Here is a 16,683-nt window from a genome sequence, read left to right as displayed (position 1 = left end):
ACCGCTCAGGTGTTGTACGCCGACTGGGCCCGCTCCAGACCCTCCGCGAGCAGGCACTCCACCGCGTCCGCCGCCCGGTCCACCTCGAACGCCAGCTCCTTGCGCTCCGTGGACGAGAAGTCCTTCAGCACGAAGTCCGCGACCTGCATCCGCCCCGGCGGACGGCCGATCCCGAACCGCACCCGGTGATAGTCCGGACCCATCGCCTTCGTCATCGACTTCAGCCCGTTGTGCCCGTTGTCCCCGCCGCCCAGCTTCAGCCGCAGCGTCCCGTAATCGATGTCCAGCTCGTCGTGGACCGCCACCACATGGTCCAGCGGCACCTTGTAGAAGTCCCGCAGCGCCGCCACCGGACCCCCGGACAGATTCATGTACGACATCGGCTTCGCGACCACCACCCGGCGACTCAGCGGACCCGGCGGACCGATCCGCCCCTCCAGCACCTGCGCCTGCGCCTTCGGGGCGCGCTTGAACTTCCCGCCGATCCGCTCGGCGAGCAGGTCGGCGACCATGAAACCGACGTTGTGCCGGTTCGCCGCGTACTCGGGGCCGGGATTGCCCAGCCCCACGATCAGCCAGGGGTCGGTGGCGTCGGACATCGCGCGAAGTCTCCTCGTTCGTACGCGTACAGCGGCGTGGACAGCGAAACGGGGCGGTGGCGCTCCCGGTAAGGGAGACCACCGCCCCGTCAGTCAAGCAGGCGGGACGGGACTCAGCCCTCCTCGCCCTCACCCTCGGCGGCCTCGGCCGACGGCTCCTCGGCCTGCGCGGCGACGACCTGGAGCACGATGGCGTCCTCGTCACCGGCGAGCACGGAGCCCTTGGGCAGCGGGATGTCCTTGGCGAGGATCGACGCACCGGCGTCCAGACCCTGCACCGAGACCGTGACGGACTCGGGGATGTGGGTGGCCTCGGCCTCGACCAGGAGGGTGTTCTGCACGTACTCGAGCAGGTTGCCGCCCGGGGCCAGGTCGCCCTCGACGTGCACCGCGACCTCGACGTTGACCTTCTCGCCGCGCTTCACGGTCAGCAGGTCGACGTGCTCGATGTCGCCCTTGAGCGGGTTGCGCTGGACGGCCTTCGGGATGACCAGGGCGTCCTTGCCGTCGAGCTCCAGGCCGATCAGGACGTTGGCGGTGCGGAGCGCGAGCTGCAGCTCGTGGGCCGGCAGCGTGATGTGGACGGACTCGGCGCCGTGGCCGTAGACGACCGCGGGGACCTGGTTGGCGCGACGCGCGCGACGGGCGGCGCCCTTGCCGAACTCGGTACGGACCTGGGCGGCGAGCTTGATCTCGGCCATGGTGGCACTCCTCGTGGGGTGACGGAAATACGGACGGTCACCCGGCCAACACCTACTGGCCTGCTACGAAGAGCGCGCCGATAACGGAGCCCCGTACATGAGTACGGCCTCCCTCGCCGAGCAACTCGCTGAGTCTACCCGGCGGGGAGGCCGCACCCCAAAGTGGATCAGCGGCGACGAGGTCGCCGCAGGTTCCTACTGCTCCTCGAAGAGGCTCGTGACCGAGCCGTCCTCGAAGACCTCGCGCACCGCGCGGGCGATCGTCGGGGCGATCGACAGCACCTTGATCTTGTCGAGTTCCAGCTCACCCGGGGTCGGCAGGGTGTCCGTGAACACGAACTCGCTGACCTTCGAGTTCTTCAGGCGGTCCGCGGCGGGGCCCGAGAGCACACCGTGCGTCGCCGTCACTATGACGTCCTCGGCGCCGTGCGCGAACAGGGCGTCGGCGGCGGCGCAGATCGTGCCGCCGGTGTCGATCATGTCGTCGACCAGGACGCAGACCCGGCCCTTCACATTGCCGACGACCTCGTGGACGGTCACCTGGTTGGCGACGTCCTTGTCACGGCGCTTGTGCACGATCGCCAGCGGGGCGTCGAGACGGTCGCACCAGCGGTCGGCGACGCGCACCCGGCCTGCGTCCGGCGAGACGATCGTCAGCTTGGAACGGTCCACCTTGGCGCCCACGTAGTCCGCCAGGATCGGCAGCGCGAACAGGTGGTCCACCGGGCCGTCGAAGAAGCCCTGGATCTGGTCGGTGTGCAGGTCGACCGTCAGTATCCGGTCCGCACCCGCCGTCTTCATCAGGTCCGCGACCAGACGGGCCGAGATCGGCTCGCGGCCGCGGTGCTTCTTGTCCTGGCGGGCGTAGCCGTAGAACGGCACGATCACCGTGATCGAACGGGCCGAGGCGCGCTTCAGCGCGTCCAGCATGATGAGCTGCTCCATGATCCACTTGTTGATCGGAGCCGTGTGGCTCTGGATCAGGAAGCAGTCCGCGCCGCGCGCCGACTCCTGGAAGCGGACGTAGATCTCACCATTGGCGAAATCGAAGGCCTTCGTCGGCACGAGGCCGACACCCAGCTGGTGTGCGACCTCCTCGGCCAGCTCGGGGTGGGCGCGGCCGGAGAAGAGCATCAGTTTCTTCTCGCCGGTCGTCTTGATCCCGGTCACAGCACAGTCTCCTCAGACGTGTTCCTGGCGCCGCACGCAGATGTCCCGATGTGCAACGAGCCAGCCGAAATGGGGTGAGCATCTATCACGGTACGCGGTGCGTGACGCACCTGTTTCCGGTCAGCTTTCGCCGGCCGGCTCCTCCGCGGCCGCCTGAGCCGCCTGCGCGGCGGCGCTTCCGGGACGCTTGCGCGCCACCCAACCCTCGATATTCCTTTGCTGGCCCCGGGCCACGGCCAGCGAACCGGACGGTACGTCCTTCGTGATGACCGAACCGGCGGCGGTGTAAACACCGTCCCCGACCGTGACAGGCGCCACAAACATATTGTCCGACCCGGTACGGCAGTGCGACCCGATCGTCGTGTGGTGCTTGGCCACCCCGTCGTAGTTCACGAACACGCTCGCGGCACCGATGTTGGTGTGGTCGCCGATCGTCGCGTCGCCCACGTACGACAGGTGCGGGACCTTGGTCCCCTCGCCGATCGTCGCGTTCTTCATCTCGACGTACGTCCCCGCCTTGGCCTTCGGGCCCAGCTTGGTGCCCGGCCGCAGGTAGGCGTACGGGCCCACGAGTGCGCCCGGGCCGACCTCGGCGCCGTCCGCCACCGTGTTGTCCACCCGCGCGCCCGCGTGCACGACGGTGTCCGTCAGCCGCGAGTTCGGGCCGACCTCGGCGTCCTCCGCGAGGTGCGTGGCGCCCAGCAGCTGGGTCCCCGGGTGCACGATCGCGTCCCGCTCGAAGGTCACCGTGACGTCGATCAGCGTCGAGCCGGGGTCGACCACGGTCACACCGGCCGTCATGGCGCGCTCAAGCAGCCGCTGGTTCAGCAGCCGGCGGGCCTCCGCCAGCTGGACGCGGTTGTTGATGCCCAGGATCTCCCGGTGGTCGCCCGCCACGCAGGCGCCGACCCGGTGCCCGGCCTCGCGCAGGATCGACAGCACGTCGGTGAGGTACTCCTCGCCCTGGCTGTTGTCCGTCCGCACCTGGCCGAGCGCCTCGGCGAGGAGCTTCCCGTCGAACGCGAACACCCCGGAGTTGATCTCCCGGATCGCCCGCTGCTCGTCGCTCGCGTCCTTGTGCTCCACGATCTCGGTGACCGCGCCGGAGACCGCGTCGCGCACGATCCGCCCGTAGCCGGTGGAGTCGGGGACCTCGGCGCTGAGCACGGTGACGGCGTTGCCGTCGGTGGTGTGCGTGGCGGCGAGCGCGGCCAGCGTCTCGCCGGCCAGCAGCGGGGTGTCCCCGCACACGACGACGACGGTGCCCTCGACGACCCCTCCCAGCTCGTCGAGCGCGACCCGCACCGCGTTCCCGGTGCCCTTCTGCTCGGCCTGGTAGGCGGTACGCACCTGCGCGTCGGCGCCGGTGAGGTGGGCGGTGACCTGCTCGTGCGCGTGGCCCACGACCACGACGAGGTGCTGGGGGTCCAGCTCACGGGAGGCGGCGACGACATGACCGACGAGCGAGCGCCCGGAGATCTCGTGCAGAACCTTGGGGGTCTTCGACTTCATGCGGGTGCCCTCACCCGCTGCGAGGACGACGACGGCTGCCGGGCGTACGGAGCTCACGAATAGGCCCTTCGGCTTCGGGTGGTGGACATCCGCAGGATACCGGGGGGCGTCCGCCCGGACATGGGCGCGGGCCCCGACCGGATTGGTCGGGGCCCGCGGTGAAGGGCTCCCGGGGAAGGAATCGAACCCTCATTCAATGGACCAAAACCATTTGTCCTGCCATTAGACGACCCGGGATTATTTTACCGCTATGTCCGATTTTCTTGATCGGCTCGTTCTGCAGCACCCACTATGCCGCACCACCAGCCCTCGATGCGACGGTACAGCTCAGCACTTTTGTTCACGCGCACCACCAGGCAACCGTGGTAACCCTCGCCGGTGTTCTTGCGGTTGGTGGTGGGGTTGTGCGTCTTCAGCGTGGTCTTGCCGAAGGTGCCGGGCCGTCCCACTTCCTCTCTCCAGAAACGCTCGGCGTCAGATGCATCAGCCGACTCGTGAATGTGTACGTGGAACCGCAGGTGCTCGGGTGGGACCTTCAAGAGGCGGAGCCAGGCCAGGAAGACGCGGATCATGTGCGGGTCGCTGTTGACGAACGTCACCCGCTCTTGGCGGCGGTGGGGCTTGGCCTTGGTGCCTTCGGCCCAGTAGAGCCCGACCCCGAGGACGAACAACTCCCGCTCGGTCATCGTTCCGATCTCGGCGGCCGCGTCGCGCTTGGTCTGCTGTCGCTCTGCCTCGCGCCGCTCAAGAGTGGCCTCCCAACCGCGTCTGGCGATGGCGGAGGCGTCCTCGCGTGAGCGTCTCGGCGGCTTCGGCAGGTCCCGCACCCACAGCGAGATCGAACTCTTCGAGCACCCCAGCTCCACCTGGATCCGGTCGTACGTCTTCCCCTCAAGGCGCAACTCCCGCGCCTTCGCCCTCAGGTCGTCCTTGGCTCGCGGGCGCTTCGTCCACTCCGGTGCGGGCTCGCCCTGCAGCAGGCGGTTGAGGATGTCGTTGTTGTCGACGTGCAGCCGGTCCCGGATCTGGCGGCGGCTCAACCCCTCACGCCGTAACGCGACCGCGTGCTCGCGCAGGTCCTCGAAATCCGCGTACTTGCTCGTGATTTCCGTCATGCGCCAAGCGTTGTCCGGAATCCGGACGTCCGGGTCGAATGGGCGGTCGATTCGTTATTTCGGGCGGTTGTTCACCATTCGGTCTCCGATCGAACGTACGACGTGCTGTGCAGGTCACCCGAAAATGGGATGCGGGCGCCCGTACGCTGGATGCCATGACCGCAACGGGGGAAGACCGGGAAGCGGCGGGTCCGACCACCCGTGGCTACTGGTGGTGGGAACGGCGACGGAGTGTCGCGCTGGATGTGGGGCTCGCGCTCGTTTCGGCGCTGGAGTGCGGGCTCGAAGGGGTGGACTTCGCGGGGGACTCCGGGCTTCCGGTGCCCTTCGGGGTGGTGTTCGGGCTGATCGCGGGGGCCGTGCTGCTGGTGCGGCGGCGGTGGCCGATCGCCGTGGTGCTGGTCTCGATCGCGACGACGCCCGCCGAGATGGGCTTCCTGATGGGCCTCGTCGGCCTGTACACGCTGGCCGCGTCCGAGGTGCCCCGGCGGATCACCGCGGTGCTGATGAGCATGTCCCTGGTGGGGACGTTCATCGTGACGTACGTACGGCTGCGCCAGGGCGTGAACGAGAACGCCGACTTCGGGCCCGGCGACTGGTACGTGCCCATGCTGTCCCTCTTCATGGCCGTCGGGCTGACCGCCCCGCCGGTCCTGTTCGGGCTGTACATAGGGGCACGGCGCCGGCTGATGGAGAGCCTGCGGGAGCGCGCGGACTCCCTGGAGCGGGAGCTGTCGCTGCTCGCGGACCGGGCCGAGGAGCGGGCCGAGTGGGCCCGTACGGAGGAGCGGACCCGGATCGCCCGCGAGATGCACGACGTGGTCGCCCACCGGGTGAGCCTGATGGTCGTGCACGCGGCGGCGCTCCAGGCCGTGGCGCCCAAGGACCCCGCGAAGGCCGTGCGCAACGCGGCCCTGGTCGGCGACATGGGGCGCCAGGCGCTCACCGAGCTCCGCGAGATGCTGGGCGTCCTGCGCACCGGTGATCCGGCGCCCGCCCGGGTGGAGCAGGTGCCGCTGGCCTCCGTGGGCCGGGCGGCCCAGGCCGCGGCGGAGGACGGACCGCGGCTGGACGAGATGGAGGCGCTGGTCGGCCAGTCGCGCGCCGCCGGCATGACCGTCGAGCTCTCGGTCGAGGGCTCCGCCCGCGCCTACGCGCCCGAGGTCGAGCAGACGGCGTACCGCGTGGTGCAGGAGGCCCTGACCAACGTCCACAAGCACGCGGCGGGCGCGAAGACGTGGGTGCGGCTGGCGCACCGGGGCGCCGAGGTCGCCATGCAGGTGGAGAACGGCCCGACGGACGCGGCGACGGCGGACGCGGGCCTGCCCAGCGGCGGCAACGGCCTGGTCGGCATGCGCGAACGCGTCCTCGCCCTGGGCGGCGTCTTCGTCTCGGGCCCCACGGACGCGGGCGGCTTCCGGGTGTCGGCGGTCCTGCCGGACGGCGGCACCATCCCGAGCCCGTCCGGCGGCGGCATCTCAAGCCCGTCCGGCGTTTGAGGACGGAACCCTCGCGGTGGTGACCGCGCACCCGGCGTGAACCCGCGCGCCGGAGACCCCGGCTCAGCCCGAAACCAACCGCTCCGGCTGCAACCCCGTCACCAGCGTCGCCAGCGCCGTGTCGATGTCCTGGCCGAGGTACCAGTCCCCGGTGTGGTCGATGGAGTACACCCGCCCGGCCAGGTCGATCGCCAGGACGGCCTGCCCGTCGCCCTCCTCGCCGAGCGGCGCCACCTCGGTCGCCAGCGCGCGGCCGAGGTCGCCCAGGGTGCGGGCGAGGTGCAGCCCGCTGAGCGGGTCGATGCGGACGGCCGGCGGCGCGATCTGGCGCCCCGGCGCGGTGGCGGTGATGTGGAGGCCGCCGAACTCGGCCCACGCCTCGACCGCCGCCGGGAAGACGGCGTGCTGGTGCCCGGCGGGCGAGGCGTGCGAGCGCAGGGCGTCGGCCCACTCCTCGGCCTGGCGGATGTCCCAGCGGCCGGGCGCCCAGCCGGCGTGCCGCAGGGCGGCGTCGACGGCGACGGGGAAGCGGGTGGCGGACTGGCGGTCGGGGCCGGTCTGCCGGGGCAGGTCGGTGCGGTCGTGCATGGGCGCGGTCAGCTCTTCTCTGCGGTGGTGGCCGCGCCGCTCGCGGCGAGGTCGACCGGGCGCACGCCGAAGTGGGCGAGCATGACGGCACAGGAGCGGCAGGGTGCCGCGTAGGTGCCGTGCAGCGGGTCGCCGTCCTCGCGGATGCGGCGGGCGGTGAGCCGGGCGTGCTTCAGAGCGCGGCGGGCCTCGCCGTTGGTGAGGGGCTTGCGCTGGGCGCGCTTGGAGCGCCCGGCCTCGGCGGCGGTGAGGTGCCGGGAGAGGAGTATGGCCTCGGGGCAGCGGCCGGTGAACCGTTCGCGCTGCGCGCTGGGGAGGGTGTCCAGGAAGTCCTGGACGAGGTGGTGCAGGACCGGCGGCTGGTCGCCCTTGCCGGCGGTGCAGGTGAGTGTTTCGCCCCGTACGGACAGGGCGGCGGCGACGGCGGGCAGGATGCCGTCGCGGCGCTGGCCGAGCCGGGGCGCGGGGCCCTTCTCGGTGCTGCTCCAGCTGAGTCGTGGGTCCCCGGTCGTGACGGTCTGTGCAGAGTGTGCGGTGTGCATGGTGCTGTGTCCCTCCCGTGCCCGCAGCGGCCGCTGCTTAGTGTGCACGCCCCCGTGTATGCGGGTGACAGCCTGCCAAATGTGACGGGTCCTGTGAAAGCTGGGTCGCTGAAACGTGTCTGCGTGTCGCGGTTCGGTGGCGCTCCCGTCGCTCTTCCGTCACTCCGTTGTGACGTTTGGTGACGGTTGTGGCCCAGGGATGGCGGGGCCGGTCCCCGTACGGGTGACACCGCTTAGGCTGTGCCTGGACCGCCTCCTGGGCAGGTCGGTCCTCATCAGCCAGACGCAGCAGGGGGCAACCGCCATGACGACAGGTCGGCTCGGGCAGCAAGCCGCGCCACCGAACGCGGCCTACGCCGGGCAGCTCGTGCACTTCCCGGACCCGGTCCGGGCGTCCCGGCACCCCAGAGGGGTGCGGATGGACGAGAACGGCTGTCCGGACTTCTCGCCGTACGCGCGCGCCGCGGCGGAGATCGCGGAGCCTCCGCAGGGTTTCGGTGTGGACGAGCTGCGGCTCACGGACTACGTGTCCGCGAACGCGGCGCTGGCCGAGGCCGGGCACGAGCTGTGGGACACGATCCCGCCGGTCGCGACGCCGCACGGCTGGACCTGGCACCACGTGCCGGGCGGCCGCCGGATGGAGCTGATCCCGGTCGAGGTGAAGGCGCTGCTGCGCCACCACGGCGGGCTGGCGTCCACGGAGGTCGACCAGGACAAGCGGGGCACGCGCCCGCTCCAGGAGACGCGCCCCGCGCACTTCCGGCTGCCCAAGGGCGCCGTGGCGGTGACCGAGCAGCAGATCCTGGGTGTCGAGGAGGACCTCGGCTACCGGCTGCCGGGCGCGTACCGCTCGTTCCTGAAGGCGGCCGGCGGTTCGGCCCCGGTGGGCACGGCGCTCGACGCGGAGCTGGGTCTCCTGATCGACCAGCCGTTCTTCACGGTGCGCGAGGAGGCCGCCGTGAACGACCTGGTGTACGTCAACAAGTGCCTGCGTGACCACCTGACGAAGGACTACCTCGGGGTGGCCTTCGTGCAGGGCGGTCTGCTCGCGGTGAAGGTGCGCGGCGCGGCCCTGGGTTCGGTGTGGTTCTGCGCGTACGACGACGTCCGGGACCGTGACGGCTGGACGGTGCAGGAGCGGGTGGACCGGCTGCTGCTGCCGTGCGGTGAGGACTTCGACGCGTTCCTCCAGCGGCTGGCGGGCAATCCGCCGGAGCTGGAGACGGTGGCGAACCTGATGGTGGACGGCGGCTTCGCGCAGGCCGTCCCGGTGGAGGGGTGAGCGCGATGGTGACCTTCGCTCAGGCGCAGGAACGCGCTGAGGAGTGGGTGAACGGTGACGTTCCGGCGTACCAGCATCGTGAGGTGTGCGTACGTGAATTCGAACTCGGATTCGTGGTGTGGGCCGAGGACCGTGCGGACGGACCGGTCTCCGACGGTGGCCGTCAGCGGCTGGTGATCGCGCGGGACAGCGGTGAGGCGACGCTGTGGCCCGGGCTGCCGGTCGGTGAGGTGATCCGGCGGTACGAGGAGGAGTACGGCTCGCAGGAAGTGCCGCCGGCCGCTCCGGCGCCGCCCGAGCGGGTGGACCTGAACCAGACGTCGTTCCTGCTGAGTCCGCCGGAATGGCTCCAGGAGGCGGCGGACAAGCTGGGCATCCCGGACCGGCGTGCGGAGCGGGACGACACCCCGCCGCCCGCGCCCCAGGCTCCGTCGTCCTTCCCGCCGCCCGCCCCGATCCCGTCGCCCTCGACGCCCTCGCAGGGCGGTTCGGTGGCGTACGAGCCGACCGCTTCGGACGGCGTACCGGCCTCCTCGCTCCAGCCGCCCGTCGGGGCCACGCCGTGGGCGGGCACCGATGTGAACGCGGACTCGGACGACGCGGAGGTGGCGCTTCCGGCGACGGTGTTCGCGCCGCCGCTGTCGGGCGCCGACGACGAGGAGGGGCTGCCCCCGGTCGTCCCGGCGGACGCTCCGACGGCGCTGATGTCGGGCGGCAGCGCGCTCCCGAAGACCGCGATCGCGCCGAGCCTGGGCGGCGAGCGCCCGCCGGTGCCGGGTCCGCCCGTGCCGGGGACCGCCGTGCCGGGTCCGCCCGTGCCCGGGACCGCCGTGCCCGGTCCGCCGGTCCCGGGGCAGCACACGCCGCCCCCTGCCCAGCACACGCCGCCCCCCGCCCAGCGCACGCCCCCGCCCGCCCAGCACACCCCGCCTCCCGGTCCGCCCGGCGGCCCCGGGGCCGGGGACATCGCCGACGCCGCGACGAGCAAGGCGGCCCTTCCGCCGCGCGCCGCGCGGGGGAACACGCCTCCGCCGCCGCCCGGTGCCCCCGGCACCCCGGGTGCCCGGCCGGGTGCCCCGGTGCCGCCGCCCTCGGGTCCGGGTGCGCCCGGCGCGCCCGCGGGCGGCTATGTGCCGACGCAGCTCGTCTCCCAGCTGGGCCCGCCCGGCGCCCCGCAGCCGCCCGGTCCGCCGACGCCGCCGCCCGCCGGTGGCGGGGTGCACCAGGCGGCCACGATGTTCGCCGACGCGTCGTCCGGCGCGGGCATCCCGCAGCCGCCCGGCCCGCCGGGTGTGCCGGGCGCGCCCCAGCCGCCCGGTCCGCCCGGAGTCCCCGGCGCGCCCGTCGGGCAGCAGCCGCCTCCGCCGCCGCAGGGGGCGACGCCTCCGCCCGGCCCGGGCGGGGTGCATCACGCGGCGACGATGCTCGCGGGTCCGGCGCAGACCGGTCCGGGCGCGCCGCAGCCGCCGGGTCCGCCCGGTGCGCCGGTGGGCGCGCCGCCCGCGTACGGCTATCCGCAGGCGCCGGCCGGTCAGCCGACCGTGGGTCCGGGCTACCAGGCGGTGCTGCGTTTCCGGGCGCCGGACGGCAGCGAGCAGCAGCTGATCCGCCGTTCGGCGCCGGGTACGCCGCACCCGGAGTGGCAGATGCTGCACGAGCTGCGGGCGATGAACGTGCCGCCGCAGCAGGTGATCGAGCTGCACACGGAGCTGGAGTCCTGTGAGCTGCCCGGCGGCTACTGCGCCCGGATGATCCGGGAGACCTGGCCGCAGGTGCGGATCACCTCCGTCGCCCCGTACGGCACGGACCACGCGAGCCGGCAGCAGGGCATGCAGCATCTGCTGACGCATCAGGGTGAGCTGCACCAGGTGGCGGACGGGCCCGCGCGGCCCGCTCCGGTGCGGGCGCCGCTGCCGCAGATGCAGCCCGCGCCGCCGGTGCCGCCGGAGGCGCTGGCCGAGGAGATGATGCAGACCTTCGGTCCGCAGGGTGTCCTCCGCTTCGACCAGCGCGCGGTGTCCCGTCAGGGCGTGCCGGAGATCGTGGGGCGGACCCTGGTGTGGGCGGGGCTGCCCGCCGACTTCGGGCCGTTCTTCTGGGCGCAGCCGGGTCAGCCGGTGGTGCCGACGCTGGCGGAGCTGGCGGCCCAGCGGCAGGTGCAGCCCGCGTCGGACGCGGGGTCGTATCTGGTGATGGGTTCGGACTTCGGCCGGGCGATCTGCGTCCAGTACGGGACCGCGCACATCGTGGCGGTGCCGGTGGAGGCGGGTCCGGGCGGTGCGCCGGTGCCGCCGCAGTTCGTGAACACGGGGCTGCCCGAGTTCGTGCGCTGCATGGCGCTGCTGGGCCGGATGTGGCGGCTGCGGTACGGGCTGAACCCGGAGCAGGCGGGCCGCTGGACGGTGGACTTCCAGGCGCAGCTGGTGGCGCTGGACGCGGCGGCGCTGGCGTCGCCGGAGAGCTGGTGGTCGGTGCTCCTGGAACAGATGTGGGACGGGCTGATCTGACCGTTCCGTACGCAAAGGCGTGGTGCCCGGTCCCTTTCGGGGGCCGGGCACCACGCCTTTGCGGTATGTGATGCCGGTCGCTTCCGTCCGGAAAGCGCCGCATCGATTCAGACTTCCCGACCAATTGCCGCATCCTTGACGTCATGCTCGATGGCCGGAGCACCGCAGCCGGGATGATGGGAAAGAGGCGTCAGGGATGAGTTCTGCACCGGGGTCCGCGTACGGGTTCGTCGGTGTACGGGGCCGTGGGTACCGCCCGGAGCAGGTGGACCGCTTCGTGGCGGAGCTGTCGGCCGAGCGGGACGGGGCCGTGGCCCAGGTGGCCCGGCTGACGGAGCGCGTGGAGGAGCTGGCGGCGGAGTCGGCCCGGCTCGACGAGGCCGTGGCGCGGCTGGCTCCGCCGGACTACGGGCCGCTGGGGGAGCGGGCGCTGGGGATCCTGGCGCTGGCGGAGGAGGAGGCCGGGGCGCTCCTGGGCGCGGCGCGCGAGGCGGCGCAGGCGCTCCGGGACGAGGCGGACGCGGCGGCGCGGGCCCTGCGGGACGCGGCGCGCACGGACGCGGAGGCGGTCCGGGCGGCGGCGGAGAGCGCGGCCGGTGAGCTGGTGGCGGCGGCGGAGAGCGCGGCCGGTGAGGCGCTGGAGGCTGCGCGCACGGAGGCGGCGGGGCTGCGCGAGGAGGCGGAGTCCGCGATGGCGGCGACCCGCAGCCGTACCGCGAGCGTGCTGGCGCACCAGGAGCAGGAGCACGCCGAGCGGCAGAAGGCGGCGGAGCGGGAGCTGGCGGACGCCGAGGCGGCGCAGGCGGCGGAGCACGCCGGGCTGATGGAGCGCGCGGAGGCGGAGCTGGCCGCCGCGCGCCGGGCCCGGGCGGAGGCGGAGGAGGCCGCGCGGCACGGCCAGGAGGACGCGGAGGCGCGGGCGGCGGAGCTGATCGCGCGGGCGCGGGTGCGCGAGGAGCGGGTGGTGCGCGAGACCGAGCGCATCCTGCGGGAGCACGAGGAGGGCCGCGAGGAGGTCCAGGCCCACATGGCCCACGTGCGCAGTTCGCTGGCGGCGCTGACGGGCCGGGTGTCCCCGGCGGCGGAGCCCGCGCCGGAGCCCTCGCAGGAGGAGGACGCGCGGGTGCCCGCGCAGGAGCGGTCCCGGGGCTGACGGCCGCTCAGGGGCGGGGCCAGGGGCGGCACGAGAGCTCTTCGATGCTGCTGTTGAAGCGTTTGAGGTAGCCGGCGAAGGCCGCGATGTCCTCGTCGGGCCAGTCGTGCATGACCTGGTCCAGCGAGCGCACGACGCGTTCGCGTTCCGCGTCCAGGAGCCGGGCGCCCGCGTCGGTGATGCGGAACTTGCGGGCCATGCCGCCGTCGGGGTCCGGGATGCGTTCGGCGAGCCCGGCGCGGGCCACGGCGGCGGTCTGGCGGTTGAGGGTGGAGGCGTCGAGGCCGAAGGCGTCGCTGAGTTCGCCGTTGGACATGGGGCCCTGGACGCGGAGCCGGCTCAGCAGGATGTACGCGCTGCGGTCGAGGAGGGCGTATTTGTGGCGTCCGCCGCGGTGGTCGGCGAGGCTGTGGCGGCCGAGCAGCATCTGCTCGTACTCCACCTCTTCCGTGGGCCTGGGCATGGCTGCGGCCTCCTGCTTCTGCTGCTGGTGAGCGGCGGCCCATTCTCGCACGGAGTGTGTACGTGGCACATAATGTGTATGACACATTGAGCATGTACGATGCATGTCGCTGTCCCGGCAGGCGGGACCACGCCCCAAGGAGCCCCCCTCATGGATGCCCCCCAGCCGCCGGCGAGGACAGGCGCCGTCGTCGCCACCCTGGCCTTCGCCGGCACCGTGGCAGCGGTCATGCAGACGCTGGTCACGCCCCTCATCGCGGAACTGCCCAAGATCCTGGACACCTCGTCCTCCAACGCGGCCTGGGTCATCACCGTGACCCTGCTGGTCTCCGCGGTGTGCGTGCCGGTCTCCGGCCGGCTCGGCGACCTGCTCGGCAAGCGGCGGATGCTGCTCGCCTGCTCGGTGCCGCTGATCGCCGGCTCGGTGGTCTGCGCGCTCTCGTCCTCCGTCGTCCCGATGATCGTCGGGCGCGGGCTCCAGGGCATGGGCATGGGCATGGTCCCGCTCGGGATCGCGCTGCTGCGCGACGTGGTGCCGCCGGAGAAGATGAGCTCGTCCATCGCCCTGGTCAGCGCCTCGCTCGGGATCGGCGGCGCGCTCGGCCTGCCGATCGCCTCGGCGGTCGCGCAGTACGCCAGCTGGCGCGTGCTGTTCTGGGGCTCGGCCGTGCTGGCCGTCGCGATCTGCGCGCTGATCTGGGCCGTGATCCCGGACGTCCCGGCGGGCGCCAAGGGGCAGCGCTTCGACGTGCCCGGTGCGATCGGCCTGGCGGCCGGCCTGGTCTGCCTGCTCCTCGCGGTCTCGAAGGGCGCCGACTGGGGCTGGGCCTCCGGGACGACCATCGGCCTGTTCGCCGCCGCCGTGGTGATCCTCCTCGCCTGGGGCCTCTGGGAGCTGCGCACCACGGACCCGCTGGTGGACCTGCGTACCACCGCCCGCCCCCGGGTGCTCATCACCAACATCGCGTCGCTCTTCGTCGGCTTCGGCATGTACGCGGGCATGCTGATCGCGCCCCAGCTGCTCCAGTTCCCCGAGGCCACCGGCTACGGGCTCGGCCAGACGATGCTCCAGGCCGGTCTGTGGATGGCCCCCGGCGGCATCATGATGATGGTCGTCTCCCCGTTCGGCGGGAAGCTCACCGACGCCCGCGGCCCGAAGTTCACCCTGATCTCCGGCGTTCTCGTCATCGCCGCCGCCTACGGCCTGGGCATCCTGCTGATGGGCTCCGCCTGGGGCCTGATGCTGTTCCTCATGGTCAGCAGCAGCGGCGTCGGCCTCGCGTACGGGGCGATGCCCGCCCTCATCATGAGCGCGGTACCGGCCTCCGAGACCGCCGCCGCCAACGGCTTCAACACCCTCATGCGCGCCCTCGGCACCTCGGTCGGCGCCGCCGTGATCGGCGCGGTCCTCGCCCAGATGACCACCGAGGCGGGCGGCTACACCTTCACCTCCGAGTCCGGCTTCCGCACGGGCCTGGTCCTCGGCTGCGTGGTCGCCCTGATCGCGGTCGCGATCTCCGCCTTCATCCCTGCGGTACGGGGCTCCGCCACCTCCTCGGACGCGGCGGACACCCCGGCCGCCCCGGAGACGGCGGCGGCCAAGGGCTGAGCCGTACGCACCGGGAGCGGTCCGTCAGCCGGCGGGCCGCTCCCGCCATGCCGCGGCCTGTTTCCGCAGTGCCCGGATCAGGGCGGTGACCTGGACGCGGGCGCGGGGATGGCCGAGCGTCGCGGCGCCGATGTGCCGGGCCGGGGCCGGAGGGCCGACCGGGACGGTGCGCAGGCCGGGGATGTCCGGGGTCAGCGCGACGGACGGGATCAGCGAGACGCCCATGCCCGCGGCGACCAGCGACCGGGCGAAGAAGTAGTCGGTCGTCGTGGCCCGGATGTCCGGGGCGAACCCGGCCCGCCCGGCGTAGCGGCGCAGGTACGCCTCCGTCTTCAGGCAGCCCAGCACCCAGGGCTCACCGGCCAGTTCGGCGATGTCGAGGCTGTCCCGGGTAGCGAGGCGGTGGTGGCGCCCCAGCACGACGTGCAGCGGGTCGTCCATGAGCGGGGTCCACTCCGGCCCCGGCCCGCCGGGCAGCGGGCCGTCGAAGTGGTAGGCGAGCGCGAGGTCCACGGCACCCTGGCGGACCAGCGGGAGGCTGTCCTCGGGCTCGTACTCCCGGATGTGGACGACCGTGCCCGGGTGGGCCGCCGTCAGTTCGGTGAGGGCGCCGGGGAGCAGCAGCCGGCCCCCGCTGGTGAAGGTGGCGACGGTGAGCTGGGTCCGGCCCGTGGCAAGCTCGCCGACCTGCCGTTGCGCGTGGGCGAGTTCGGCGGCGACCGACTCGGCGGCGCCGACCATGATCCGGCCCGCCGGGGTCAGGGTGACCCCGCGGGTACTGCGCGACACGACCTGGGTGCCGAGGCCGCGCTCCAGGGCGGCCACCTGCTGGGAGACGGCAGAGGGGGTGAGCCGCAGGGCGGCGGCCGCCCGGTTGAAGCTGCCGTGCTCGGCCACGGCCCGCAGCACGCGGAGCCGCTGCACATCGATCAACAGTTTTCCTTCATACGGGTACAGCAGGACGGTACTTCTGCTGCTGACGGTACGTCTCCAGGATGGAGGCATGCAAAGGATCTGCGTCATCGGCGGAAGCCGGTACTTCGGAAAGCTTTTGGTCCAACGGCTGCTGGAGGCCGGGCACTTGGTCACGGTCGTGAACCGCGGCTCCGCCCCGCCGCCCCCGGGCGCCGAGCACCTCGTCGTGGACCGTGACGACGAGGCCGCCCTCACCGCCGTGCTCGGGGACCGCACCTTCGACGTGGTCGTCGACCAGGTCTGCTACACCCCGGTCCAGGCCGCGAGCGCCGTCCGCGTCTTCGGGGGCCGCACCGCGCGGTACGTCATGACCTCCACCATCGAGGTCTATGACCCGGCGACGGCCGCGCTGCCGCCCGTCGCCCCCGGCGTCCCCGTGGCCGAGGGACAGGTGGACCCGGCCGGCTGGCGGGTACGGCCGGACCTGCCGTGGCACGACGCGGCGTACCTGGAGGCCCACTACGCCGAGGGCAAGCGGCAGGCCGAGGCGGTGTTCACCCGGGAGGGCCGCTTCGCCTTCGCCTCCGTGCGCAGCGCCCACGTACTCGGCGGCGGCACACAGGAGTTCACGGGCCGCCTGGCGTACTACGTGGAGCGGGTCGGCCGGGGCGAGGAGATCGCCGTACACCGCGAGGAGCGGCCCACTGTCTTCATCCATTACGCGGAGCTGGCCGGGCTGCTCCACTGGGCCGCCACGGCCACCGGCTTCACCGGTCCGCTGAACGCCTGCTCCGACGGCCTGCTCGACGTGACCGGCCTGACCGCCGCCATCGCGGCCGAGAGCGGCGGGCGGGCCGTGCACCGGACCGCCGCCCCGGACGAGCCGACGGGCCCGTTCTCCTTCGACCGGTTCTACGCGATGAGCAACCGCCGTGCGAAGGAGCTGGGTTTCGTCTTCTCCCGTACCGCCGACTGGCTGCCCACCGCCGTCGCCGAAGCGGCCGCCGCCCCCGCCACCTGAGGAGTACG

Annotated in this window: 15 protein-coding genes and 1 tRNA gene; 6 read left to right on the top strand and 10 right to left on the bottom strand. The window is 72.7% G+C overall.

Annotation, left to right across the window (positions count from 1 at the left end; all coding sequences use genetic code 11):
* Window positions 1-5: 5 nt before the first annotated feature.
* From pth to OHS17_RS13310, 6 genes are all read right to left on the bottom strand, one after another.
* Window positions 6-599 (bottom strand): aminoacyl-tRNA hydrolase, encoded by a 594-nt coding sequence (pth, locus tag OHS17_RS13335; protein ID WP_018104114.1) that lies wholly within the window; start codon window positions 597-599, stop codon window positions 6-8.
* Window positions 600-712: 113 nt separating this feature from the next.
* Entirely contained in the window at window positions 713-1,300 is a 588-nt protein-coding gene (locus OHS17_RS13330) for a 50S ribosomal protein L25/general stress protein Ctc (RefSeq protein ID WP_330312343.1), read from the bottom strand.
* Between the two features lie 195 nt (window positions 1,301-1,495).
* Window positions 1,496-2,470, bottom strand: a complete 975-nt coding sequence (locus OHS17_RS13325) for a ribose-phosphate diphosphokinase (protein ID WP_018104112.1) — start codon at window positions 2,468-2,470, stop codon at window positions 1,496-1,498.
* Between the two features lie 120 nt (window positions 2,471-2,590).
* Window positions 2,591-4,039 carry a bifunctional UDP-N-acetylglucosamine diphosphorylase/glucosamine-1-phosphate N-acetyltransferase GlmU gene (gene glmU / locus OHS17_RS13320; protein WP_330312342.1) on the bottom strand — a complete coding sequence of 483 codons (1,449 nt, stop codon included), beginning with the start codon at window positions 4,037-4,039 and terminating at the stop codon, window positions 2,591-2,593.
* Between the two features lie 109 nt (window positions 4,040-4,148).
* Window positions 4,149-4,219 (bottom strand) — tRNA-Gln (locus OHS17_RS13315).
* A gap of 11 nt (window positions 4,220-4,230) precedes the next feature.
* Window positions 4,231-5,097 carry a hypothetical protein gene (locus tag OHS17_RS13310; RefSeq protein WP_330312341.1) on the bottom strand — a complete coding sequence of 289 codons (867 nt, stop codon included), beginning with the start codon at window positions 5,095-5,097 and terminating at the stop codon, window positions 4,231-4,233.
* 155 nt (window positions 5,098-5,252) lie between these two features.
* Between OHS17_RS13310 and OHS17_RS13305 the strand changes: the two genes are divergently transcribed.
* Window positions 5,253-6,596, top strand: coding sequence for a sensor histidine kinase (locus OHS17_RS13305; protein ID WP_330312340.1), 1,344 nt, complete (start codon window positions 5,253-5,255; stop codon window positions 6,594-6,596).
* A 63-nt stretch (window positions 6,597-6,659) separates the two neighbouring features.
* Here OHS17_RS13305 and OHS17_RS13300 read toward each other — a convergent pair whose 3' ends face one another.
* Together OHS17_RS13300 and OHS17_RS13295 are read right to left on the bottom strand one after the other, a co-directional pair.
* Window positions 6,660-7,184 (bottom strand): SUKH-3 domain-containing protein, encoded by a 525-nt coding sequence (locus OHS17_RS13300; protein WP_330312339.1) that lies wholly within the window; start codon window positions 7,182-7,184, stop codon window positions 6,660-6,662.
* An 8-nt stretch (window positions 7,185-7,192) separates the two neighbouring features.
* Window positions 7,193-7,726 carry a YwqJ-related putative deaminase gene (locus tag OHS17_RS13295; RefSeq protein WP_330312338.1) on the bottom strand — a complete coding sequence of 178 codons (534 nt, stop codon included), beginning with the start codon at window positions 7,724-7,726 and terminating at the stop codon, window positions 7,193-7,195.
* 304 nt (window positions 7,727-8,030) lie between these two features.
* Between OHS17_RS13295 and OHS17_RS13290 the strand changes: the two genes are divergently transcribed.
* From OHS17_RS13290 to OHS17_RS13280, 3 genes are all read left to right on the top strand, one after another.
* Complete coding sequence (locus OHS17_RS13290; protein WP_330312337.1) at window positions 8,031-9,008, top strand: SMI1/KNR4 family protein; 978 nt, start codon at window positions 8,031-8,033, stop codon at window positions 9,006-9,008.
* A gap of 5 nt (window positions 9,009-9,013) precedes the next feature.
* The gene (locus OHS17_RS13285) at window positions 9,014-11,515 is read left to right on the top strand and encodes an SUKH-4 family immunity protein (protein WP_330312336.1); all 2,502 of its coding nucleotides are present in this window, start codon (window positions 9,014-9,016) and stop codon (window positions 11,513-11,515) included.
* Window positions 11,516-11,711: 196 nt separating this feature from the next.
* Window positions 11,712-12,668, top strand: a complete 957-nt coding sequence (locus OHS17_RS13280) for a cellulose-binding protein (protein ID WP_330312335.1) — start codon at window positions 11,712-11,714, stop codon at window positions 12,666-12,668.
* A 7-nt stretch (window positions 12,669-12,675) separates the two neighbouring features.
* Here the strand turns inward: OHS17_RS13280 and OHS17_RS13275 are convergent, their stop codons facing one another.
* Complete coding sequence (locus tag OHS17_RS13275) at window positions 12,676-13,131, bottom strand: MarR family winged helix-turn-helix transcriptional regulator (protein WP_330312334.1); 456 nt, start codon at window positions 13,129-13,131, stop codon at window positions 12,676-12,678.
* A 150-nt stretch (window positions 13,132-13,281) separates the two neighbouring features.
* Between OHS17_RS13275 and OHS17_RS13270 the strand changes: the two genes are divergently transcribed.
* Window positions 13,282-14,739: an MFS transporter gene (locus tag OHS17_RS13270; RefSeq protein WP_330312333.1), complete on the top strand. Its 1,458-nt coding sequence runs from the start codon at window positions 13,282-13,284 to the stop codon at window positions 14,737-14,739.
* 24 nt (window positions 14,740-14,763) lie between these two features.
* Here OHS17_RS13270 and OHS17_RS13265 read toward each other — a convergent pair whose 3' ends face one another.
* Window positions 14,764-15,672, bottom strand: coding sequence for a LysR family transcriptional regulator (locus OHS17_RS13265; protein WP_330312332.1), 909 nt, complete (start codon window positions 15,670-15,672; stop codon window positions 14,764-14,766).
* Window positions 15,673-15,742: 70 nt separating this feature from the next.
* On the opposite strand from OHS17_RS13265, the gene OHS17_RS13260 reads away from it, so the two are divergent.
* Window positions 15,743-16,675: an NAD-dependent epimerase/dehydratase family protein gene (locus OHS17_RS13260; protein WP_330312331.1), complete on the top strand. Its 933-nt coding sequence runs from the start codon at window positions 15,743-15,745 to the stop codon at window positions 16,673-16,675.
* The last annotated feature ends 8 nt before the right edge of the window (window positions 16,676-16,683 follow it).

Source organism: Streptomyces sp. NBC_00523 (assembly GCF_036346615.1).
Lineage (GTDB): Bacteria > Actinomycetota > Actinomycetes > Streptomycetales > Streptomycetaceae > Streptomyces.
The sequence above is the reverse complement of the archived record's forward strand: the minus strand, read 5'-3'. Positions and strand labels throughout refer to the sequence as shown.